Source organism: Epilithonimonas tenax DSM 16811 (genome assembly GCF_000428485.1).
GTDB lineage: Bacteria > Bacteroidota > Bacteroidia > Flavobacteriales > Weeksellaceae > Epilithonimonas > Epilithonimonas tenax.
This window is the reverse complement of record NZ_AUAA01000001.1, coordinates 89,446-112,010: the sequence shown is the minus strand read 5'-3', so window position 1 is coordinate 112,010 and position 22,565 is coordinate 89,446. Positions and strand designations below refer to the sequence as shown.

Sequence of the window (22,565 nt, the reverse complement as noted above, 5' to 3'; positions counted from 1 at the left end):
AATTATAATTGAGTGTTTGTTTAAATTTTCTCGTCAGAATATTCTCCGCTTAAGGCATAATACCCGAAGATGCCAAGACCACCGCAAACGATGGGTAAAAGGATGAAAACGATGATGATTCCGAAGACCAAATCTTCCTGTTTCCCGGATGTCAGTTTAGGAATTCCCATCACCGTCAGCCCAAAGTATAGAACGGCTAATGCCAGTAATATCCAAACGATGCCTAATATTTTTTTTATGCTGTCCATTTTGTTTGATTTAAAGTTAATTAATAATTCTTGAATTAATCGTGGATATTATTGTTTTTCGTCTTAAGATAGAACAATCCGATGATGAGACACACTGCCGCAACACCAATTGGATACCAGAGTCCTTCCAGATACCATCCCTCGTGCCCGGCATCTTTTCCGGTCGTCACCAGATAAGTTGCAACAGCAGGCAGTAATCCACCGAAGATACCGTTCCCGATGTGATATGGCAGAGACATAGAAGTGTATCGGATTTTCACAGGGAACATCTCTACGAGGAAGGCCGCAATTGGACCGTAAACCATCGTTACAAAAATCACCTGAATGAAAACCAGAAAGACAAGATACCATTTTGTATCATCATTGATCTTGACAGATGATGTGACTTTCGGTTCTTCAGCTTTTCCGTCTTTCATCACTGCGCCACCTGCTGACCAGTGTACAATACTGTCTTTTTTGAATAATGTTCCGTCTGTGTAAGCGATTTCTTTGTGGAAAGTGATGAGACTGTCGGTTGCAATTTTTGCGTGAACTTTCGAAGTCCTTTTCTCTGTAATGCCGTTGGTGGAGATCTCTTTGGTTTTTGTGTCGACAGAATTGAACATCGCGCTATAAATAGGTCTATAAGCAAATATGGCGATAACCATTCCGGTCATCATCACCGCTTTTCGTCCGACTTTGTCAGAGAGCCAGCCAAAAAATACAAAGAATGGCGTTCCTAGCAATAGCGCAATGGCCATCAAGGTATCGACTTGGGTCGTGTCAATCGTCATTACTTTTTGCATAAAGCTCATTGCGTAGAATTGTCCCGTGTACCAGATGACACCTTGTCCCATCGCAGCTCCGAAAAGTGCCAGCAATACAAATTTGAAATTGAACTTGTTTCCGAAACTTTCTTTCAAAGGATTGGTAGACGTTTTTCCTTCGCTTTTAGCTTTTGCAAAAAGAGGAGATTCTTTCATATTCTTTCGGATGAAATAAGAGACGACCACCATCAGAATCGATATCCAGAAAGGTACCCGCCATCCCCAATTGTCAAATTCTTCAGCAGAAAGAGAAGTCTTGGTTATTAGGATAACAATTAATGAAATGAATAAACCAGCTGTTGCCGTTGTCTGGATCCAGGAGGTCCAGTAACCACGTCTGTGAGGCTGCGCATATTCTGCAACGTAAGTCGCTGCACCGCCATATTCGCCACCAAGCGCTAAGCCTTGTAAAAGTCTAAGGATTAAAACTAAAACTGGTGCCATAAAACCAATTGTCTCATAACTGGGAATACAACCGATGAGGAATGTGGAGAATCCCATAATCAGAAGCGTAACCAGAAATGTATATTTCCTACCGATCAAGTCGCCTAATCTTCCGAAGAATAAAGCACCGAAAGGTCTTACAACAAATCCTGCTGCAAACGTTGCTAGGGTTGATAAAAAGGCTGCAGTCGGATTATCAGCCGGGAAGAATTTCGTCGCTAAAACAACGGCCAGACTTCCGAAGATATAGAAGTCATACCATTCGATAAGGGTTCCGAGTGACGACGCCATAATCACACTCCAAATGGTGCGGTTTTTCTGCTTATCGCTCAGGTTTTCGTACTGTTCGTGATGTGTGTCGCTCATTTTGTATTAATATTTGATGTTAAACGGTTATAGATAGATTTGGAATTGAAGGATGAATTCTCCCTTAGATTTCTGCTCGGCGGATGCGCTCATATAAGTTGGTCTGGTGGAGTATTGCGTCGTCAGTTTTGCGTGATGGCCGTCAATATACCAGTTGGCTCCAACATCAAACTGAGAAGAAGAATTTTCCAACGCTTTGAAGTTTTTATTTGTGTAAGCTGCAAAGGGCTGAATTCTGATTTTAGGTTGATCAGCATTGCTTGGCAATAATAATCCGGCTTGCAAATAATAAATAGTGCCACTTCCAATCATCGGCTGAAGATTTCCAGGACCAGCAATTGCTTTATCGCCGATGAAATTCGGGTCGTTGGAACCAATATTCATTATTCCAAGGTTTCTCAGATAATTGGGTCCGAAGTTGTAGTTGTAAAAACCTGTGTAAGCAGAAAGTGCCATTTTATTTTTGGCATTTCCTAAAGGCAAATCAGCAAAAGCATCGATGGCATAAAGTGCGATATCGTGTTTTTCGATTTGAGAATTGACAGAAGTTCGTGTTCCATCTTTTTGATGGTAAAAACCGGCACCCAGATTGAAAACCCTTTTGGTTCCGAGATAAGAACCAACTTTGAAAGGCAAAAGATTAGACTCCGAGTCCAAGAATTGATATTCCACATAGCCGGCTTTAGAGAATTTCGGATTTCCGTTATTGTCGACGGCAACTCTTGCGGCTGGATCTGTTACATTAACTGGGATCAGATTGGTTGCGAATGGTTTATTCAAACTAAAACGGTATTCGAATTTTCCATATTTTCCTTTCGCAAACATTCCCATTTGTCTGGCAAACTGGTCAGAATTGTCAATCAAAGGCCAAGTGAAAATTGGAGAATCAACAGTCAGGAAGTTAAGTGTAGAAGCCATCGTCATCCGGGAAAGTCCCATATAATAATGAAGACCGGCTCCAATTGATAAACTGAATTTCCCAGCTTCTCCTGGCAAAACTACCGCATATTCATTCCACGCATCGTGGAAAAAAATCTGAGGTTTTTTTCCGTTTCCGTAACCGCCAGTTCCGCTAGAACCAGATCCACCACCGTTGATGAAGGTCTGATTATTGATTCCGAAGTGCATCAGTATCATATACCGTTTGGTGATCTGTGCATAAGCAAGTGCTCGCAGTCGTCGGTTTCCGATGTTCCAGGAATTTTTTGTAGCTTCATCAGCAATCATTGTTCCCGGATTCATTTCCGTATTTCTCAACCAGATCTGGTTCCAAAGAATAAATCTTACATACTTATCACCTTCCGGATTGAGATTTAATTTTAAACCATTTCCATAATTAGGCGATCCTTGCGAGTATAAGTTGAAGCTCAAAAGTATTAAACCTATAAAACTGAGAATTTTATTCATAAATTAATAAGAATTTGGTGTGTATTTTGTGAATGCCAAATTGTTATTAATATTTTGTTTGCAAAAATTTAATATATATTAATGGAAAGCATATAGTTTTATTTGTAATTGATGAATGATATCATTTATTTCTTGAACCTTTCCCATTTGATCAACATATATTTGTCAGCAAACTGAGTGATAATCAATCCAGAATTTTCAAGATTATTTTCCTGCGAGATGTATTCTATCAATTCATTTTGTTTTAAGACTTTATAAACCGGGTGGAACTCAGAATGTGGCGGTCTGGTGATGTTGTATTTTCTGATCCAAGCACTGATGCTGACGTGAGAAACTCCAATAATTCTTTCGATTTCGCGGTAGCTTAATCCTTCAAGATAAAGTTGTAAAGCCTTGGTGACATAATAATCATCAATTTGTTTCCCCAATTTTTTAACGGTAAAATTATAGTTGCAAATCTTACAGAAAAATCGCTGTTTTCCTTTGATGATACCGCTTTTTGAAACCTTATCATTGTTGCATTTAGGACATTGATTTTCCATCACTATATCTTTTTAGCAAATATATAATAATTTAGCAATATTTAATATGGATTGAAAGATAATATTGTTGTTAAAGATTATTTAACAGATAAAATTATCTTTTTAATTTGCATATTAAAGATAATTGTATTTAAATTTGCGACTTAATTAGATAATATCAATGAATTTAGAAGTTTCCTCAGAGAAACATTTAGTGTATGTCGATGAGATCCGTAGCGAAATGGAAGATTCTGCAAAAAAGAGAGGAACTGGCATCGCAAAACGTTCCTCTGACTATTTGAGCAAAAAAATCTCAGAAGGCAATGCGGTGATCGCCATTCACGAAAACGGAACCTGGGCGGGCTTCTGTTATATTGAAACCTGGACAAACGGAGAATATGTCGCCAATTCCGGATTGATCGTTTCGCCACATTTCAGAAACGCCGGATTAGCCACTTTGATCAAAGAAAGAATCTTCGAACTTTCCAGAGAGAAATATCCCAATGCCAAGATTTTCGGCCTCACAACAGGAATGGCCGTGATGAAAATCAACAGCAGTTTAGGTTACAAACCAGTGATTTATTCAGAATTGACCCAAGATGAACAATTTTGGAACGGTTGCAAAAATTGCGTGAATTATGAAATTCTGATGATGAAAGAACGTAAAAATTGCCTGTGCACCGCAATGCTTTTCGTCCCAGAAAAAGTAAATATGAATAAAGAAAAAGATTTTGAATCTATAAATAACGACAATGAGTAAGAAAGTAGTTTTGGCATTTAGCGGAGGTTTGGACACATCCTATTGCGCCAAATATCTAAGTGAAACTTTGGGTTACGAAGTCCACGCAGTGACTGTCAACACAGGCGGTTTTGATAATAATGATGCGGTTTTGCTTAAAGAAAAAGCTGAGAAATTAGGCGTTGCTTCTTACAGATTTATTGATGCTTCTGAGAAATATTATAATGACTGTGTTAAGTATTTGATTTTCGGTAACGTTCTGAAAAACAACACTTATCCATTGTCCGTAAGTGCAGAAAGAACGATTCAGGCGCAGACCATCGCAGAAGTTGCTCAGGACATTGGCGCAGACGCCATTGCGCACGGAAGCACAGGTGCAGGAAATGACCAGGTTCGTTTCGATTTGATTTTCAACGTGATGTGTCCGAAGATCGAAATCGTCACACCCATTCGGGATTTGAGTTTATCGCGTGAAGACGAGATTCAATTCCTGAAAGACCACAACTACGAAATGGATTTTGATAAAGCCAAATATTCGATCAACAAAGGACTGTGGGGAACTTCCGTCGGCGGAAAAGAAACCTTGACTTCGCGATATAATCTTCCGGAAGATGCTTTTCCTTCACAAGTCGAAAAAAGTGAGGTTTCTCAATTAGAAATCGAATTCAAAAATGGCGAACTAAGTTCCGTTAATGGCGAGACGTTTTCGCATCCAGTTTTCGCAATTCAAAAAATTGAAGAATTGGCGTCACCTTACGGGATTGGTCGTGATATCCACGTTGGCGATACGATTGTTGGCATCAAAGGTCGTGTTGGTTTCGAAGCAGCGGCTGCTTCCATCATTATAAAAGCACATCATTTATTAGAGAAGCACACACTTTCGAAATATCAACAAACCATCAAATCGCAATTGTCAGATTGGTATGGGAACTGGCTTCACGAGGCTCTTTTCCTAGACCCAGTGATGAGAAACATCGAATCATTTTTGCAGGATTCTCAGAAAACAGTCAATGGGAAAGTATTTGTCACACTTCATCCTTATCGTTTTGTTTTGAACGGGATCGTGTCTGAAAATGATTTAATGTCTTCAAAATTTGGAAGTTACGGCGAAGAAAACCTCGCTTGGAGTGGCGGTGATGTCAAAGGTTTTACCAAAATCCTTAGCAACTCGCTCAACATCTATCATCAGGTCAACAAATTGAATTAGAATATTTTGGGCAGCTATTTGACTAGGTCGAAAGCTATTTACATATTTTATTATGGCAGCTTTTCCGTCTTCCACTCCCAATCTTTTTTGCAAGACTATTTCAGTTTAAATAGAACTTGAGTACAAGCAAAAAAGGATTTCCGTTCAAGCCGGGCTGCGAGTAATCCAATATTTAAGTTAGCTTTTGAAGCGTAAGCGTCTTTGCTAACTTAAAATATTTTCAATAATAATAAATAACCTTTGCGTTTAAGATATGAAAAAATCAGTCGGAATCATCGGAGCCAATGGCTACACAGGAAGCGAACTCGTTCGTTTGCTTGTATTCCACCCGAATATAGAATTGAAGTTTTTGTTCAGCCGTTCCAATTCCGGAGTGAAAATTTCAGAATTATATCCGGATTTGGAATCGATTTGTGAGTTGGTTTTGACGAACGAAATTTCAGAAACGGACATTCTTTTCCTTTGCCTTCCACACAAAGAAAGTCAAAACTGGCTGAATGAGAATCCAGTTTCAGATGGTACTTTAATTATCGATTTAGGAAATGATTTCCGTCTCGACGGCAATTTTGAAAATAGAAATTTTGTTTACGGTTTGCCGGAAATTTATTTTGATGACATCCAGAATTCGAAAAGTATCGCCAATCCAGGATGTTTTGCGACTGCTATTCAGCTCGCGTTATTGCCGTTAGCAAAAGAAAATTTGCTTAAAGATATTTACACAACGGGAATTACGGGCTCCACTGGAGCAGGCCAATCATTGCAGCCAACAACCCATTTCACTTGGCGAAATGATAATGTTTCAGCTTATAAAACGCTGAACCATCAGCACGTTGACGAGATTTTGAAACAAGTCAATTGGCTTAACGAGAAAGAAGTAGAACTCAACTTTGTGCCGTGGCGCGGTGATTTTGCAAGAGGTATTTTCACAAGTTCAATTATTGATTGTGATTTAGAATTAGAAAAAATTTACGCCTTATATAAAGACTTCTACAAAGACTCGCCTTTCGTAAGAATTTCAGAGAAACCGATTGATATGAAACAAGTTGTGAATACCAATTTCTGCGTCATCCAAATCGAAAAACAAGGCAACAGAATAGCAGTTCATTCCGCAATCGATAACTTATTGAAAGGCGCATCCGGACAAGCTGTTCAAAATATGAATATCGCCAACGGCTGGGAACAAAATTTAGGTTTGAATTTAAAACCAATTGCATTTTAAATAAATTAAGAGTCTTCGAGAGCCTCAGACTGACAACGTTTAGTATTAGAGCTGTCACGCTAAGCGTAGTCGAAGCATTTTTTAAAATTTATCAATAATCATTTATCGATTAGCATTTATAAAAATTATGAATTTATTAAACGTATATCCACTTTTCAACATCAATCCTGTAAAAGCTGAAGCTTCTTTCCTTTGGGATGAAAACGGCCAAAAATACCTCGATTTTTACGGTGGTCACGCTGTGATTTCCATCGGTCACAACCATCCGTATTATGTTGATAAATTGAAAAATCAACTGGATAAAATCAGCTTTTATTCTAATTCGGTTCAGAATCATTTGCAGACAGAACTGGCTGAGAAATTAGGAAAAATATCAGGTTACGAAGAGTATTCATTGTTCTTGTGTAACTCCGGAGCTGAAGCCAATGAAAATGCTTTAAAGTTGGCTTCTTTTCACAACGGGAAGAAGAAAGTGATTTATTTCTCCGAAGCTTTCCACGGACGTACTTCCGCCGCTGTTGCTGTGACAGATAATGCGAAAATCGTCGCGCCAGTCAACGAATCTGAGAATTTTATCAAATGTGAATTCAATAATTCGGAAGAACTGGAAAATATTTTTGCCGAAAATCAGAACGAAATCTCTGCAGTAATCGTAGAAGGGATTCAAGGTGTTGGCGGCATTAATCTGTTGGAAAAAGATTTCATTTTAACGGTTGAAAAACTTTGCAAAGAAGATAATGCGGTTTTGATTTTGGACGAGGTGCAGTCTGGTTACGGACGTTCCGGGAAGTTCTTTGCCCATCAGGAATTCGACATCAAACCTGACTTGATTACCGTTGCGAAAGGAATGGGAAATGGTTTCCCGATTGGTGGCGTTTTGATCAGTCCGAAATTCGAATCGAGTTATGGTCTGTTGGGAACTACATTTGGTGGCAATCATCTCGCTTGCGTGGCTGGATTGGCGGTTTTGGAAGTGATTGAAAAAGAAAATTTAATTAACAATTCTGAAAAAATAGGCGCATACATTGAAGAGAAAATTAAAGATTTCCCACACATCAAAAACATCAAAAGGCGCGGTCTGATGATTGGAATAAAGCTCGACCAAGCGTGCGCAGATGTTAGGAAAGAATTGCTGTTTGAACATTTTATTTTCACTGGAAATGCCAATGATAATACTGTTCTGCGGATTTTACCGGCACTCAATATTTCGGAAAAAGAATCCGATTTGTTCATCAATGCTTTAGAAAAAACCTTGACAGCCATTGATGAGAAAATATTAGAATTAAAATAACGCAAAGGCACAAAAGAGTAGTAATCTCACTGCTGAAAAGTCGCCAACATTGTGCGGTGAGATTTGCGACTTAAAATGTCGAATAATAAAAAAATAATGGCGCCTTTGCGTTCAAAACAATTAAGAAATGAAAAATTTCACTTCAGTTTACGATATAGAAAATTTGCAGGACATCATTGCAAAAGCCTTAAAAATAAAAGAAAATCCATTAGAAAATCCAAGCAAAGGCAAAGGAAAAACGATTGGTTTGGTGTTCCTCAATTCCAGTCTCAGAACCAGATTGAGTTCCCAAATTGCGGCTCAGAATTTAGGATTAAATGTCCTAACGCTCAACGCCGCTCAAGAAGCCTGGAATCTGGAATTCGCTGATGGAACCGTGATGAACGGCGACACAGTAGAACATATCAAAGACGCCATCGAAGTTCTGAACCAGTATTGTAATATCATCGCCGTAAGATGTTTCGCAGGAATGAAAAGCAAAGAAGACGACGTGAACGAAAGTATCCTGAGTCAGTTTCTGAAACACGCAAAAGTTCCGGTGGTCTCTTTGGAATCCGCGACGCGTCATCCACTGCAGAGTCTGGCCGATTGCATCACGATTAAAGAACATTGGAAAGACAATAGAAAACCCAAAGTGGTTTTGACGTGGGCACCTCACATCAAACCGATTGCGCAGGCCGTCGGAAACTCCTTTACAGAATGGATGCAGCAAATGGACGTTGATTTTGTGATTGCCAATCCGGAAGGTTACGATTTGGATAAGAATTTCACAAAAGACACGAAAGTAATTCACAATCAGGATGAAGCATTGAAAGATGCAGATTTCATTTATGTGAAAAACTGGTCATCGTTTGAAGATTATACAGCAATGCCGAAAGTTCAAGAAAACTGGATGTTGACCAATGAAAAATTAGAATTGACGAATGAAGCGAAAGTGATGCATTGCCTTCCCGTGCGTAGAAATCTGGAACTGAGAGATGAAGTGATGGACGGAGAAAATTCAATCATTTATCAACAAGCCAGAAACAGAATATTCTCTGCGCAAGCAGTGTTTTCTGAAATATTGGATGAATTAAAATAACAGATAAGGTTTAAGTCTTTGATGAGTATTACATCTTTGCGAACTTAAAAACATCGAATTAAATAAAAAAACTTTGCGCACTTTGCGTTAAAATAGAATGCAAAAGCTACACATCATCAAAATGGGAGGCGCTCTAATCGATGACAAAAAATCATTGAAAGCTTTCCTTGAACAATTTTCAAAAATCGAAGGTGCCAAAATCCTTATTCACGGCGGTGGCAAAATTGCGGAAACGCTGGCGGAAAAACTGAAAATGACGCAGAAGATGATTGATGGCCGAAGGATTACCAACAAAAAAACGTTGAAGCTCGTAACGATGGTTTACGCCGGAAGAATCAATAAAAATTTGGTGGCAAAACTGCAGAGTTTCAATTGCAACGCCATGGGGTTTTCAGGAGCGGACGGCAATTTAATTCAAGCCGAAAAACGTCAGCATCCATCCATCGATTTTGGATTTGTTGGTGATATTAATGAAAAAAGTATCAATCAAGAATTGATTACAAATATGATAAACCTGGGTTTGGTTCCGGTGTTTTCTGCAATCACTCACGATAAAAAAGGAAATCTGTTAAACACCAACGCAGACACGATTGCCGGAACTGTTGCCCAGGCTTTATCAAAAAATTTCGAGACAGAATTGTTGTTCTGCTTCGATAAAAACGGGGTTTTGGAAAATGTAGAAGACGAAACTTCAAATCTTAAAACCATTAATAAAAATGAATTTTCTGAATTAAAATCTCAAGGAAAACTCCACAAAGGGATTTTGCCAAAACTCGAAAATGCTTTTAAAGCCAAAGAAAACGGCGTTCAGAAAGTGTTTTTGATTAACGAGAAAAAACTGTCAGACCAAATAAAACAAGGTAATGAAGGAACTGAAATCTGTCTTTAGCAGAGAAGAATTGACGGAAAACGCCGTCAAATTACTGAAAAAACTGATCGCAACACCATCTATGAGCCGCGACGAGTACAACGTTTCGCTCATCATAGAAGGATTTTTCAATGAACATCAGTTGACTGTCAACCGATTCAAAAATAACATTTGGGCAACCAACAGACATTTTGACGCTGGCAAACCATCGATTCTCCTCAACACGCACCACGACACGGTAAAACCGAACAAAGCTTATACTTTGGACCCATTCATTCCGGTGGAAAAAGACGGCAAATTATTCGGTTTGGGAAGCAATGACGCGGGCGCATCTCTGGTGGCGATGGCGCAGACATTTCTCTATTTTTATGAAGCCGAAGATCTGTCGCACAACCTCGTTATTGCATTGACGGCCGAAGAAGAAATCTCAGGTTTGGATGGCATCGAAGCCTTGTTTCCACAGCTTCCGAACGTCGAATTAGCAATCGTCGGTGAACCAACCAAAATGAATCTGGCGATTGCAGAAAAAGGTTTGCTCGTCATCGATGGCGAAATGTTGGGAACGCCTTCCCATGCTGCGCATCCGAACGATGACAACGCGATTGTAAAGTGTATGAAGGATTTGCAAAACATCCTCGATTTCCGATTTCCAAAAGTGTCAGAATATCTGGGCGAAGTAAAAGTCACGTTGTCAGTAATCAACGCAGGAACGCAGCACAATGTGGTTCCGGAAAAATGCAACTTCACATTGGATGTCCGCGTGACTGACGAATACACGAATCGGGAAGTTTTTGAAATCATCCAATCGCAGATGAAATCCAAACTGACACCGAGGTCGTTCCGCTTAAACTCCTCGAAAATCGACGTTAACCATCCCTTTGTTCAGGCTGGATTGTCTTTGGACAGGACATCTTACGGTTCGCCGACATCCTCGGACCAAGCGATTATTCCGTGCACATCGGTGAAGTTGGGACCGGGTGACAGCCTACGTTCGCACACCGCAGACGAATTTATTTACATCGACGAAATCCGAGAAGGCATCGATGTTTACATCAAAATATTAGAGAAAGTTCTTTAACAGAAGGTAGAATTGAGAAATTAGATATTAGAAAACCAATTGTAATCTAACTTCTAACCTCTGAAATCTAATTTCTAAAAATTATTAAAATGAAAAAAATCTGGCAAAAAGACAATACGACAACCAATGGTTTGGTTACCAAATTCACCGTCGGGAAAGACCTTGATTTTGACGACAGATTAGCAAAATACGATGTGTTGGGTTCCATCGTCCACGCAAAAATGCTGGCAGAAGTGGGTTTGATCCGTCTGGATGAAGAACAAACTATTGTCGCAGTTTTGGAAGACGTTCTTTCGGAAATCGAAAAAGAAACTTTCGAAATCGATAAAACCGCAGAAGACATCCATTCCCAAATTGAAAATATTCTCATCGAAAAACTGGGTGAAACGGGTAAGAAAATCCACACCGCAAGGTCAAGAAACGACCAGGTTTTGACGGATATCAAGTTATATCTGATTGACGAAATCAGAGAAATTACAGAACTGACCGATTCGTTTTTTCAAATCCTGAAAGACAAAGCCAATCTTCACAAAGATGTTTTGCTGCCTGGTTACACGCATTTGCAGGTCGCGATGCCGTCGTCTTTCGGATTGTGGTTTGGTGCGTATGCAGAATCATTAGTTGACGATTTGGAATTGTTGTTTGCAACGAAGAATATCATTAATAAAAATCCGCTCGGTTCGGCTGCTGGTTACGGTTCGTCTTTCCCGATTGACAGAGAAAGTACGACTTACAAACTCGGTTTCAGAACGTTGAATCATAATGTGGTTTATGCCCAAATGACGCGTGGAAAATCCGAGAAATTGTTGGCGAATTCATTGTCGGTTTTAGCTGGAACTTTAAGTAAGTTTTCTTATGATGTTTGTCTTTATCTGAGTCAGAATTTCGATTTCATAAGCTTTCCAAAGGAATTTACAACTGGAAGTAGCATTATGCCACACAAGAAAAATCCGGATATTTTCGAATTGGTAAGAGCGAGATGCAACAGAATTCAGGCTTTGCCAAATGAGTTGATGATGGTGACCAATAATCTGCCGTCTGGCTATCACAGAGATTTGCAATTGACCAAAGAAATCCTTTTCCCAGCCATCGATTCTTTGAAAGAATGTCTTGAAATCCTGATTTATACGCTTCCAAACATTGAAGTGAAAGACCTTATTCTCGACGATGAAAAATACCAATACATCTTCAGCGTAGAAAAAATCAACGAAGAAGTGAAGAATGGAAAATCATTCCGAGATGCCTATATCCAAATCGGTCAGGAAATAGAAAATGGTTTGTTTGAATACAATTATAAAGAACTGAATCATTCTCATCAAGGAAGTTTGGGAAATCTTTGCCTCGATGAAATCGAATATCAATTCAATAAAGTCAGAGATAAATTATTAGGATAAAATCACTCCCATTAAGGTCGGGGAAATGATTTTAATCCAGCTTAAACTTGGTAGATTTTTTCACTTCAGCCAAAACAATAGAACTGTGATATTGCCCAATGTGCGGACTGTTTGAGATGACATTGACAGCGAAGTTGTTATAAGAATAAATATCATTGGCGAGGATTTTCAATTGATAATCATATTCGCCGGAAAGACTCGTGATTTCCTGGACTTCATCGTATTTTGAGATGTAATTTTCAAAATCTTTAAGTGTATTTTGAGATTGTTCTTTGAGACGGACATTACAGTAAACCACAATATTGATTCCGAGTTTTTCACGGTTGAGTAGGGCGACATATTTTTCTACGACGCCACTTTTTTCAAGGTTTTTGATACGCTCGTAAGTCGGCGTGAATGTGAGTCCTATTTTTTCGGAGATTTCCTTTACCGATAGCGTAGAATCTTCCTGAAGAAGCGAGAGAATTAATTTGTCTTTTTTGTCCAAACTCATAATATTAAATGGCTGATAGCAATTAGCTTTTAGCGATTGGCTTAAAAAGCAATGCTTTAATAGTTAAAAATATATGTTTAAATTGTTTCAAGTACTTGTCAATCTTTCAAATGTAAAGAAAATATTTGACTGGAGAAATTATAAGCGCAGAAGTTCATTGATTTAAATATTTACAATAGTTTATTTATACAATTTTGTAAGTTCGAAGTTTCTTAAACTTAAAGTATAGAATGGAATGCCAATGGCCAAAAGCCAATTGCTATAAGCTATCTATTAAAAAAAGTATGAATAAGATTTCATCATATAGAAAATATTGGTATCTTTGCACCCAATGAATCTGGTACAGAATTTAGCGACATTAATGTTTGGCAAATTTGCCGACAACAACAATATTTTTTATATTTAACGAAGTCTTTTAGGCTTCGTTTTTTTTATTTAAAAATTTCAGATATGATTAAGCTTGCACGCGTCTCTACGGAGAGTATAGAGAAAATTTTACAGGAAGCACAAAGGTTTGCAGATGGTAAAGTCAGCAAAATTAAAGGTGATGTTTTCGCCGCAAACCTCTTTTTTGAGAATAGTACAAGAACCAAAACAAGCTTTGAAGTGGCTGAGAAGAAACTCGGACTTCAGGTGATTGATTTCGAAGTCGATAAAAGTTCGATTGCAAAAGGCGAAACGATGCTTGATACGATCAAAACTTTGGAAGCTATCGGTGTGGAAGTGGCTGTTATCAGACATTCTGAAAAAAGATATTACGATCAGCTTCAAGATGCTAAGTTGAGTATCGTGAATGCAGGCGACGGCGTTGGAAGTCATCCTTCACAGGCACTTTTGGACGCGCTGACCATCATTCAAGAATTCGGAAAGATTGCGGGTTTGAAGATTGGAATTGTAGGTGATGTGAAACACAGCCGCGTGGCCAATTCAGGCGCAGGGTTGTTCAGAAGAATGGGCGCAAAAGTCTACTTCTCTGGCCCAGAATTCTGGTTTGACGAAGGAATGTTGGTCAACGGAACGTATATGCAGTTCGATGATTTGGTGAAAGAAGTGGATGTTTTGATGTTATTAAGAATTCAGCACGAGCGTCACGAGAGAACTTTCAATTTTAAATCCGAAGATTATCTGAAGAAATTCGGTTTGACTAAGGAAAGAGAAAAGAAAATGAAACCAGGTGCCATCATTATGCATCCGGCACCAATCAATAGAGGTGTAGAAATAGATTCGGAATTGGTAGAATGTGAAAGGTCCAGAATTTTCAAACAAATGCAGAACGGCGTTTTTGCAAGAATGGCGATTCTGAAATTCGACCTTGAGAATAAAGGATTCGAGTTTGTCGACTCCCAAAATTAAAAATTAATTCACGCTTTTCGGGCGTGTTTTTTTTGAGTAAAAATGAAATACAGAAACAAGAACAAAGAAAAAAGACGCAAGAAATCTTAATTCTTTAATCTATAAAAAGTAAAATGAAAAAGAAATTAATTTTAGAATCCGGAGAAGTATTCAATGGCGTAGGATTCGGAGCAGAACAGGAAACTGCAGGTGAAGTGGTTTTCAACACAGGAATGACGGGTTATCAGGAACTGATTTCCGACCCAAGTTATTGCGGACAAATCGTTTGTATGACCTATCCTTTGATAGGAAATTACGGCATCAACCGCGACGATTACGAAAGCATCGAACCTGCAATCAAAGGTTTAATCGTCAAAGAATTATGCGACTTGCCTTCCAATTTCCGAACTCAAATGACTTTGGACGAATTTTTTATCAAGAAAAATCTATCAGGAATTTCAGGAATCGATACCAGAAGATTGACCAGAATCCTTCGTAACAAAGGGGTTGTAAAAGGAAAAATCGTAAACGCAGAAACGGACGAAAATTCTGTGGTTGAAGAATTGAAAGTAACCAATTTTCCTATTAACCAAGTAGAACAGGTTTCCACAAAAACCGCTTACGCAAGTCCGGGAAGAGGCTTCAAAGTGGTGTTGGTCGATTTCGGTTCCAAGTTGGGAATCATCCGCGAATTATCTCAAAGAAATTGCGACATCATCGTGGTTTCTCAGGATACAACTGCAGAAGAGATTTTATTGATGGACCCAGACGGCATCATGCTTTCCAACGGTCCCGGCGACCCGGAAGATGTGAAAGGTGCATCAGAATTAATTAATGGATTGCTCGGAAAAGTACCGATTTTTGGGATTTGTTTGGGTCATCAATTGATTGGTTTGGCTTGTGGCGCAAAAACTTACAAACTGAAATTCGGTCACAGAGGTGGGAATCACCCGGTTTTGGATTTAGAAAAAAATAAAGTGGCCATAACTTCTCAGAATCACGGTTACGCCATCGACCAGGAATCATTGAAAGACACAGATTTAATAGAAACACACATCGCATTGAACGACAGAACCAACGAAGGTTTGAAACACAAAATCCATCCTTGTTTCTCAGTTCAATACCACCCTGAGGCAAGTCCAGGACCAGAGGATGCGAATTATTTGTTTGATGATTTTATAGATTTAATGTATCAATTTAAGAATGTAACAGTTTAACAATTAATCAATTCAATAAATTACTCAAATGATAAATTTTGAGAATAATCCTTTAATCACAAAAACAGTAAAATTTTCATTAGATATTATTGATTATTGTGAACTTTTGGTAGAGAAAAAGAAATATGTAATCGCCAAACAATTGTTGCGTTCAGGAACTAGTATCGGTGCTAATTCTTTTGAAGCACAAAATCCGTACAGCAAAAAAGATTTTATTCATAAAATAAAAATTGCAGCGAAAGAACTTGAAGAAACAAAATACTGGCTATATCTCTGTAAACATTCTCCTAATTATCCTTTTGATGAAAATTTGGAATTGCAAATAATTGAAATAGGAAAAATAATTTATAAAATATTAAGTACAAGTCTATCAAAAGAAAACGGCTCGTAACATTGTTACACTGTTAAATTTATACATTGTTATATTAGTTAAAATGAAAAGAACAGACATAAAAACAATTTTAGTAATCGGCTCAGGTCCCATCATCATTGGCCAGGCTGCGGAATTTGATTATTCGGGAACACAGGCTTGTCTTTCCTTGAGAGAGGAAGGTTACAGCGTGATTCTTATCAATTCCAATCCGGCGACGATAATGACCGACAAGGAGATTGCCGACAAAGTTTATATCGAACCGATTTCTCTGGAATTTGTTTCCAGAATCATCAGAAAAGAACGTCCGGATGCTTTGCTGCCAACGTTAGGTGGACAAACCGGACTTAATATGGCGGTAGAATTACAGAAATCCGGAATTCTGGAGGAATGTAAAGTTGAAGTTTTAGGAACCAAATTAGACGCCATCAACCAAGCTGAAGACAGAGACCTTTTCCGTGAATTGATGCACGAATTGAACGAGCCGGTTCCAGATTCCGACATCGTAACGACCGTTGAAGGCGCGGTCGCTTTTGCTGACAGAATCGGTTATCCGGTGATTGTTCGTCCCGCTTTTACAATGGGTGGAACAGGGGGCGGAATAGCTGCCACAGAACCTGAACTTCGTGAAATTGCCGAATTGGGATTGAAGTATTCTCCAGTGACGCAATGTCTGATTGAGAAATCCATCGCAGGTTTCAAAGAGATAGAATATGAAGTGATGCGTGACAAAAACGACAACGCCATCGTGGTTTGTAATATGGAAAACATCGATCCGGTTGGTGTTCACACGGGAGATTCCATCGTGGTGGCTCCTTCGCAGACACTTTCTGACAGAGAATATCAGATGCTGAGAAATGCATCACTCAAAATAATCCGGGCTTTAGGGATCGAAGGTGGCTGTAACGTTCAGCTCGCTCTCGACCCGCATTCTTACCAATATTATATCATTGAAGTAAATCCGAGAGTTTCGCGTTCATCGGCTTTGGCGAGTAAAGCAACGGGGTATCCGATTGCGAAGATTGCAGCGAAAATTGCCGTTGGATTGACCCTTGACGAAATCAAAAATCCTGTAACCGGAACTTCTTACGCTTGTTTCGAGCCAGCTTTAGATTATGTGGTGACCAAGTTCCCAAGATTCCCTTTCGATAAGTTTGAAACGGCTGACAGAAGATTGTCAACGCAAATGAAAGCTACAGGCGAAGTAATGGCCATCGGAAGAAACTTCGAAGAGTCTTTGCACAAAGCGATTCGTTCTCTAGAAACCGGACTTCGTCATTTGGGATTAAAGACAAAACAAGCTTTGGCACTTACAGACGAGGAAATTGAAAGAAGAATCCGGGTTTGTGATGACGAAAGATTGTTCATTATCGGAGACGCTTTACGAAGAGGTTATGATTGGGAACAAATTGTGGAATGGAGCAAAATCGATAAATTCTTCATCTGGAAAATCAAAAAATTAATTGATTTCGAAAAGACAATAGCTGATAATAAATTCGATAAAGAAACGCTAATTGAAGCTAAGAAATTAGGTTTTGCAGACTTGAATATCGCTCATCTTTGGGAAACGACTCAACGTGAAGTTTTCAATTTTAGAAAAGAAAACGGCGTGATGCCAGTTTACAAAATGGTGGACACTTGCGCCGCAGAATTTGAATCTGAAACGCCTTATTTCTACGGAACTTACGAAGAGGAAAATGAAAGCGTGGTTTCTGACAAGGAAAAAATCATCGTTCTAGGTTCAGGTCCAATCAGAATCGGTCAGGGTGTTGAGTTCGATTATGCAACGGTTCATTCGGTTTGGGCAATCCAACAGATGGGTTACGAGGCGATTATCATCAATAATAATCCTGAAACGGTTTCCACAGACTTCTCGATTGCGGACAAATTATACTTCGAACCTTTGGCAGAGGAAGACGTGATGAACATCATTGAACTCGAAAAACCAAAAGGCGTTGTGGTTCAGTTTGGAGGACAGACAGCCATTAATTTAGCAGATAAATTAGCAGCACACGGCGTTCAAATCTTGGGAACTTCACTCGAAGATTTGGATAGAGCTGAAAACAGAGATAAATTTGAGAAAGCACTTCAGGAACTGGGGATTCCGCAACCATTGGGGAAAACTTCGACTTCAAAAGAAGAAGCGATTGTGATTGCCAACGAAATTGGTTATCCGGTTTTGGTTCGTCCAAGTTATGTTTTGGGCGGAAGAGCAATGGAAATTGTTTACACCGAAAAGGAACTCGCTTATTATATGGAAAATGCGGTAGAAGCCAGCCCGGATCAGCCGGTTTTGATCGACCGATATCTGACTGGTCAGGAAGTAGAAGTGGATGCAATTTGTGATGGCGAAACGGTTGTCATTCCTGGAATTATGGAACATATCGAAAGAGCTGGTGTCCATTCCGGAGATTCTATCGCAGTGTATCCGCCACAAAATCTGACGGAAATTCAAATCAAAACTTTGGAGGATTACACAATAAGATTGGCTAAAGGATTGAATGTGATAGGATTAATGAATATCCAATATGTTATTTCCAAAGGCGAAGTTTTTGTGATAGAAGTGAATCCGCGTTCGTCCAGAACCGTTCCTTTCTTATCCAAAATCACGGATGTTCCAATGGCGAATCTTGCAACCAAAGCAATCCTCGGCGCAAAACTGAAAGATCTTGGTTACACATCAGGATTAATTCCAAACAAAGAAGGCATTTTCGTGAAAGTTCCGGTTTTCTCTTTCAGCAAACTGACGAAAGTAGACATCCAGCTAGGTCCTGAAATGAAATCGACGGGCGAAGTGATGGGGAAAGATTCCACTTTCGAAAAAGCTTTGTACAAAGGCCTGATCGGCGCAGGAAGAAAAGTGCCGACGCACGGTTCTATCTTATTCACTGTTGCAGACCAGGACAAAGAAGAAGCGGCTGAGATCGCCAGAAGATTCCATACCATTGGTTTCAGAATCTGGGCAACGGAAGGAACTGCGAAGTATTTCGAAGAAAAAGGAATCCCGACCAAAATTGGTTACAAAATAGGAGAAGAAAGTGTCAATCTGATCGATCTGATCCAAAAAGGAAAAGTTCAATATGTGGTGAACACGACTACCAAGGGAAAGCAAGCAGAAAGAGACGGTTTCCAGATCAGAAGAATGAGCGTAGAAAACGGCGTTCCTTGTCTGACCTCAATGGACACGGTCGAAGCAATTTTGAAAGTGATAGAAAGTATGACTTTTAAGATGGAAGCGATGTAATTTCCAAAATAAATAAAAGTGAACGCATCTTAATTTTAGGATGCGTTTTTATTTTATATCTTTAATTCACAATAGATATCAAGTTATGAAAGCAGCAAACATTTTAATTCTAGCCATTTCCGCATTATCATTTTTATCCTGCAAAGCTGTTCACGACAGATTACAGACGGGAACCATTGTAAGAGATTGTACCGGAACTTACGTGCGAGTGGCAGAAAATGAAGATTATCTGGTTTGTAACGCCCATATCTTAGCACAGAAAAAAGACGGCGATAAAGTATCAGTAGTTTACGATGATACAGAAGAATGTACAGAAAGAAAGGACAAGATTTTGTGTAAGATGTACCACGAAAACAAAGGGATGATAACTGTCAAAAGCATAAAATAAGCTTTGGAATACATAAAAACCTCATCAAATCTGATGAGGTTTTTCAGGATATTACTTTTTCAAAAGATTGATACTCACAGTGGCCAACTCAGAATCCGGGAATTTCTTGAACAGATTAATGTCCGGTTCCAAACCGGATTCTTTGCAAATCCTGTGAAAAACATCCACTTCCAGAATGTATTGGTCAGAAAATCCGTGTGTGGCGTCGTAAGCAGTTGAAGCCGTCAAACCAAGATTTTTTGAAGTGATTTCTGGCGAAAGTGTGTGAAGCTCTATCAAGAGTAATCCGAATTTTTCGACATAAGGTGTCCATTTCTTGAGATGATTCAAAAGATTTTCTTCCACACATGCGTTGGACAATCGTTTTCCACGAAACGCAAATGCGCCAGTTGAAGTGCTGATTCTTTGGCTGTTGGTTTCCAAAACATCTTCCCAAATCCTGTTGTGGTCGAGGAAAGTTCTGATATTCAGCAAATCTCCCAATTCGATATTGTAATCGGATTGCAAATCTTCGGCAAGTTGTTTCGGATTTCCAATGTCGCCCCAAATCACTTTTGCCCAAATATCATTTTTAATGAGATTGGCTCTTGTCACTTTCAATGCCGCTTGATTGTAATCTGCGCCAACCAAAAATAAAGGATGTTCTTCTAGGAATTGTCCCCGCAAAGTCTGCCTTTCAATCACTTCATAAAGATGCTGGAGTAGCGCACCATTTCCGCAACCCATATCCAAAATTCCCTTTGGTTGCTCATTAATTGGTCGGTTGAAAATATCGATAATGAATTCATCAATCACTTTGAAATAAGTCAGATGTGCGCCTCCGCTTCCCCATACATTCATTTCCCGGTTCACGTGGATTTCATCTTCACCATCTTCGATTTCCCGAAGTTCAGCTGCTTTACCAAAAATCAATTGATCCAGTTTTGAAAACATCGGAAGATAGGAAACCGTTACGCCATAAGCTGTGGCGCGTCTTGCAAAGAAAAGACCTGTTTCTGTAAATTGAAAATGATGTCCTTTTTTGGAAAACCAACCGATTTCTGAAAGGTAATTAAGAATGATCTCAAAATATTGAGGGGTTTTATGAAATTCTTCCGCACTGAAACTGGCTTCCATAAAGTATTTGTGAAACATTCCGCTCATTCCCAGTTTGATGATGATGGGACCAACTAAGGCGCCTTCGATGTGTTTTTGAATTTGGTATCTGACTGATTTTTCATCTGTATTTTCACTTAAAAATGATCTGAATTTTTCAAAGATTCCAATCCATTTTTTACAAAGTTCTTCGGTGAGTTCTTTGGAATTGATGACGTTTGAATCGGCTAAAAACTCGGCTAGATCACAATACAGATGTTGATAAGAAAAAGCTTCTTCGGTTTTAGAATTAGTGGAGATTCTGACAATATCTGCTGTATTGTCCAGATGATATTCCAAAAAGCCCTGAGATGCTAAAACCCGCAACGCCACATTCAGATAACCTTCGTTGGAAGGGAATTTTTCATGGATAGCAGTAAGCTCTAAACGCTTATTATCATTGATGAAATCTAATACATTTTTCTTTGATAAAGCCGAGATAACGGGCGCTGTCACGATGCCGTCCAAATGTCTGAAGATCGATTCCCGAAGTTTTTTCTTATCCATATAAGTGTTGATTTTGTGTTTTTGGAAGTTAATATTTTTCCGCAATATCTAATAAAAAAATACCTGTTCATTTTTCGGTTGTTGATTGGCTGCTAAAACAGCTAAATTTGTCATCACTCATCAACCATCATTTATCAATTATGAATATTAGCTTTGAACAGATGTATCAGGCCTCGTTCCAGAAAGATCCGGAGTTTGAAGGTGTCTTTTGGATGGGCGTAACAACCACGGGCATCTTCTGCCGACCAACTTGTACCGCAAGAAAACCGAAACCCGAAAATGTTGAGTTTTTTGAGAATACAAAAGACGCGATCCTGAAAGGTTATCGGCCTTGCAAAGTTTGTAAACCATTGGAGAATCCTAACGAAACGCCATCTGAAATTCAGGAATTAATGAATGAATTGTCTCTGAATCCGGAACTTAAATTCAAAGATCTTGATCTGATACAGCGCGGATTGCAGCCTGCGACAGTAAAATGCTGGTTTTTGAAACACCACGGCATGACTTTCCACGCGTTTCAAAGAATGTTCAAGATCAATTCTGCCTTCAAGAAACTTCAACAGGGCGAGAATGTGATGGATGTTGCTCTGGGAAACGGATACGGAAGCCTGAGTGGTTTTAACGAAAGTTTCAAATCGATCATCGGTACATCTCCGAAAAATTCAAAACTTGAGACCATAGTTGATCTCAAAAGAATCGAAACACCTCTAGGACAGATGATTGCCTGTGCCAATGCCGAAGGAGTTTGTTTGCTGGAATATTCTGACAGAAAATCACTTTCAAAAGAATTACAAGACATTTCAAAATATTTCAAAGCCAATATAATTCTGGGTGATAATCGGCATTTCAAAACTCTGGAACAAGAATTAAGTGAATATTTTGAAGGGACAAGACTGGCGTTTACCGTTCCTCTTGCGCCGGTTGGAACAGATTTTCAGAAGAGCGTTTGGGAGATTCTCAGAACAATTCCTTATGGAACAACCAGAAGTTATCAGCAACAAGCCGATATTCTGGGGCATCCAAAAGCTGTAAGAGCCGTTGCCAATGCGAATGGACTTAATAAAATATCCATCATTATCCCTTGTCACAGAGTGATTGGAACAAACGGAACTCTAACCGGTTACGGCGGCGGAATCTGGCGAAAACAGAAATTATTGGAACTTGAGAAAGCGATACTTTTTTAATTCAAAATTTTAACTTTGTTACTCAAT

At 39.1% G+C, this 22,565-nt stretch carries 20 protein-coding genes; 14 read left to right on the top strand and 6 right to left on the bottom strand.

Features of this window, described 5'->3' with window-relative positions:
• Positions 1-20: 20 nt before the first annotated feature.
• The 4 genes from F564_RS0100495 to F564_RS0100480 form a co-directional block, all read right to left on the bottom strand.
• Positions 21-248, bottom strand: a complete 228-nt coding sequence (locus F564_RS0100495) for a DUF6814 family protein (protein ID WP_028120863.1) — start codon at positions 246-248, stop codon at positions 21-23.
• 35 nt (positions 249-283) lie between these two features.
• The gene (locus tag F564_RS0100490) at positions 284-1,864 is read right to left on the bottom strand and encodes an MFS transporter (RefSeq protein ID WP_028120862.1); all 1,581 of its coding nucleotides are present in this window, start codon (positions 1,862-1,864) and stop codon (positions 284-286) included.
• 27 nt (positions 1,865-1,891) lie between these two features.
• Entirely contained in the window at positions 1,892-3,271 is a 1,380-nt protein-coding gene (locus tag F564_RS0100485; protein WP_028120861.1) for a hypothetical protein, read from the bottom strand.
• A 125-nt stretch (positions 3,272-3,396) separates the two neighbouring features.
• Entirely contained in the window at positions 3,397-3,813 is a 417-nt protein-coding gene (locus tag F564_RS0100480; protein ID WP_028120860.1) for an IS1/IS1595 family N-terminal zinc-binding domain-containing protein, read from the bottom strand.
• A gap of 160 nt (positions 3,814-3,973) precedes the next feature.
• On the opposite strand from F564_RS0100480, the gene F564_RS18465 reads away from it, so the two are divergent.
• The 8 genes from F564_RS18465 (at position 3,974) to argH (ending at position 12,669) form a co-directional block, all read left to right on the top strand.
• Complete coding sequence (locus F564_RS18465) at positions 3,974-4,552, top strand: GNAT family N-acetyltransferase (protein ID WP_051259507.1); 579 nt, start codon at positions 3,974-3,976, stop codon at positions 4,550-4,552.
• On the top strand, positions 4,545-5,738 hold the full coding sequence (locus F564_RS0100470; RefSeq protein ID WP_028120859.1) for an argininosuccinate synthase: 1,194 nt from the start codon (positions 4,545-4,547) through the stop codon (positions 5,736-5,738). Before F564_RS18465 ends, F564_RS0100470 begins: the two co-directional genes overlap by 8 nt.
• Positions 5,739-5,991: 253 nt before the next feature.
• Positions 5,992-6,957 (top strand): N-acetyl-gamma-glutamyl-phosphate reductase, encoded by a 966-nt coding sequence (gene argC, locus F564_RS0100465; RefSeq protein ID WP_028120858.1) that lies wholly within the window; start codon positions 5,992-5,994, stop codon positions 6,955-6,957.
• A 127-nt stretch (positions 6,958-7,084) separates the two neighbouring features.
• The gene (locus F564_RS0100460; protein ID WP_028120857.1) at positions 7,085-8,248 is read left to right on the top strand and encodes an aspartate aminotransferase family protein; all 1,164 of its coding nucleotides are present in this window, start codon (positions 7,085-7,087) and stop codon (positions 8,246-8,248) included.
• 127 nt (positions 8,249-8,375) lie between these two features.
• On the top strand, positions 8,376-9,329 hold the full coding sequence (locus F564_RS0100455; protein ID WP_028120856.1) for a Rossmann-fold NAD(P)-binding domain-containing protein: 954 nt from the start codon (positions 8,376-8,378) through the stop codon (positions 9,327-9,329).
• Between the two features lie 97 nt (positions 9,330-9,426).
• Positions 9,427-10,218: an acetylglutamate kinase gene (gene argB / locus F564_RS0100450; RefSeq protein ID WP_028120855.1), complete on the top strand. Its 792-nt coding sequence runs from the start codon at positions 9,427-9,429 to the stop codon at positions 10,216-10,218.
• Complete coding sequence (locus tag F564_RS0100445) at positions 10,193-11,275, top strand: M20 family metallo-hydrolase (protein WP_028120854.1); 1,083 nt, start codon at positions 10,193-10,195, stop codon at positions 11,273-11,275. Before argB ends, F564_RS0100445 begins: the two co-directional genes overlap by 26 nt.
• A gap of 89 nt (positions 11,276-11,364) precedes the next feature.
• On the top strand, positions 11,365-12,669 hold the full coding sequence (gene argH, locus F564_RS0100440) for an argininosuccinate lyase (protein ID WP_051259506.1): 1,305 nt from the start codon (positions 11,365-11,367) through the stop codon (positions 12,667-12,669).
• A 31-nt stretch (positions 12,670-12,700) separates the two neighbouring features.
• Here argH and F564_RS0100435 read toward each other — a convergent pair whose 3' ends face one another.
• On the bottom strand, positions 12,701-13,162 hold the full coding sequence (locus F564_RS0100435) for an Lrp/AsnC family transcriptional regulator (protein WP_034980356.1): 462 nt from the start codon (positions 13,160-13,162) through the stop codon (positions 12,701-12,703).
• A 450-nt stretch (positions 13,163-13,612) separates the two neighbouring features.
• On the opposite strand from F564_RS0100435, the gene F564_RS0100430 reads away from it, so the two are divergent.
• From F564_RS0100430 to F564_RS0100410, 5 genes are all read left to right on the top strand, one after another.
• Positions 13,613-14,515, top strand: coding sequence for an aspartate carbamoyltransferase catalytic subunit (locus F564_RS0100430; protein WP_028120851.1), 903 nt, complete (start codon positions 13,613-13,615; stop codon positions 14,513-14,515).
• A 113-nt stretch (positions 14,516-14,628) separates the two neighbouring features.
• A complete protein-coding gene (gene carA, locus F564_RS0100425; RefSeq protein ID WP_028120850.1) occupies positions 14,629-15,711 on the top strand; it encodes a glutamine-hydrolyzing carbamoyl-phosphate synthase small subunit in 1,083 nt (360 codons plus the stop codon).
• 28 nt (positions 15,712-15,739) lie between these two features.
• Positions 15,740-16,102 (top strand): four helix bundle protein, encoded by a 363-nt coding sequence (locus F564_RS0100420; RefSeq protein ID WP_028120849.1) that lies wholly within the window; start codon positions 15,740-15,742, stop codon positions 16,100-16,102.
• A gap of 43 nt (positions 16,103-16,145) precedes the next feature.
• Positions 16,146-19,325, top strand: a complete 3,180-nt coding sequence (carB, locus tag F564_RS0100415; protein WP_028120848.1) for a carbamoyl-phosphate synthase large subunit — start codon at positions 16,146-16,148, stop codon at positions 19,323-19,325.
• Positions 19,326-19,410: 85 nt separating this feature from the next.
• Positions 19,411-19,713, top strand: coding sequence for a hypothetical protein (locus F564_RS0100410; RefSeq protein ID WP_028120847.1), 303 nt, complete (start codon positions 19,411-19,413; stop codon positions 19,711-19,713).
• 51 nt (positions 19,714-19,764) lie between these two features.
• Here the strand turns inward: F564_RS0100410 and F564_RS0100405 are convergent, their stop codons facing one another.
• Complete coding sequence (locus tag F564_RS0100405; RefSeq protein WP_028120846.1) at positions 19,765-21,354, bottom strand: class I SAM-dependent methyltransferase; 1,590 nt, start codon at positions 21,352-21,354, stop codon at positions 19,765-19,767.
• Between the two features lie 140 nt (positions 21,355-21,494).
• On the opposite strand from F564_RS0100405, the gene F564_RS21150 reads away from it, so the two are divergent.
• Positions 21,495-22,538 carry a bifunctional transcriptional activator/DNA repair enzyme AdaA gene (locus F564_RS21150; protein ID WP_028120845.1) on the top strand — a complete coding sequence of 348 codons (1,044 nt, stop codon included), beginning with the start codon at positions 21,495-21,497 and terminating at the stop codon, positions 22,536-22,538.
• Positions 22,539-22,565 lie beyond the last annotated feature (27 nt).

Coding starts and splice junctions, on each gene's coding strand:
- F564_RS0100445 (WP_028120854.1), top strand. CDS start 10,193: ATGAAGGAACTGAAATCTGTCTTTAGCAGAGAAGAATTGACGGAAAAC.
- argC (WP_028120858.1), top strand. CDS start 5,992: ATGAAAAAATCAGTCGGAATCATCGGAGCCAATGGCTACACAGGAAGC.
- F564_RS0100410 (WP_028120847.1), top strand. CDS start 19,411: ATGAAAGCAGCAAACATTTTAATTCTAGCCATTTCCGCATTATCATTT.
- F564_RS0100480 (WP_028120860.1), bottom strand. CDS start 3,813: ATGGAAAATCAATGTCCTAAATGCAACAATGATAAGGTTTCAAAAAGC.
- F564_RS0100455 (WP_028120856.1), top strand. CDS start 8,376: ATGAAAAATTTCACTTCAGTTTACGATATAGAAAATTTGCAGGACATC.
- F564_RS0100460 (WP_028120857.1), top strand. CDS start 7,085: ATGAATTTATTAAACGTATATCCACTTTTCAACATCAATCCTGTAAAA.
- argH (WP_051259506.1), top strand. CDS start 11,365: ATGAAAAAAATCTGGCAAAAAGACAATACGACAACCAATGGTTTGGTT.
- F564_RS0100420 (WP_028120849.1), top strand. CDS start 15,740: ATGATAAATTTTGAGAATAATCCTTTAATCACAAAAACAGTAAAATTT.
- F564_RS0100435 (WP_034980356.1), bottom strand. CDS start 13,162: ATGAGTTTGGACAAAAAAGACAAATTAATTCTCTCGCTTCTTCAGGAA.
- F564_RS0100430 (WP_028120851.1), top strand. CDS start 13,613: ATGATTAAGCTTGCACGCGTCTCTACGGAGAGTATAGAGAAAATTTTA.
- carB (WP_028120848.1), top strand. CDS start 16,146: ATGAAAAGAACAGACATAAAAACAATTTTAGTAATCGGCTCAGGTCCC.
- F564_RS0100470 (WP_028120859.1), top strand. CDS start 4,545: ATGAGTAAGAAAGTAGTTTTGGCATTTAGCGGAGGTTTGGACACATCC.
- F564_RS0100405 (WP_028120846.1), bottom strand. CDS start 21,354: ATGGATAAGAAAAAACTTCGGGAATCGATCTTCAGACATTTGGACGGC.
- F564_RS18465 (WP_051259507.1), top strand. CDS start 3,974: ATGAATTTAGAAGTTTCCTCAGAGAAACATTTAGTGTATGTCGATGAG.
- carA (WP_028120850.1), top strand. CDS start 14,629: ATGAAAAAGAAATTAATTTTAGAATCCGGAGAAGTATTCAATGGCGTA.
- F564_RS0100495 (WP_028120863.1), bottom strand. CDS start 248: ATGGACAGCATAAAAAAAATATTAGGCATCGTTTGGATATTACTGGCA.
- argB (WP_028120855.1), top strand. CDS start 9,427: ATGCAAAAGCTACACATCATCAAAATGGGAGGCGCTCTAATCGATGAC.
- F564_RS0100490 (WP_028120862.1), bottom strand. CDS start 1,864: ATGAGCGACACACATCACGAACAGTACGAAAACCTGAGCGATAAGCAG.
- F564_RS21150 (WP_028120845.1), top strand. CDS start 21,495: ATGAATATTAGCTTTGAACAGATGTATCAGGCCTCGTTCCAGAAAGAT.
- F564_RS0100485 (WP_028120861.1), bottom strand. CDS start 3,271: ATGAATAAAATTCTCAGTTTTATAGGTTTAATACTTTTGAGCTTCAAC.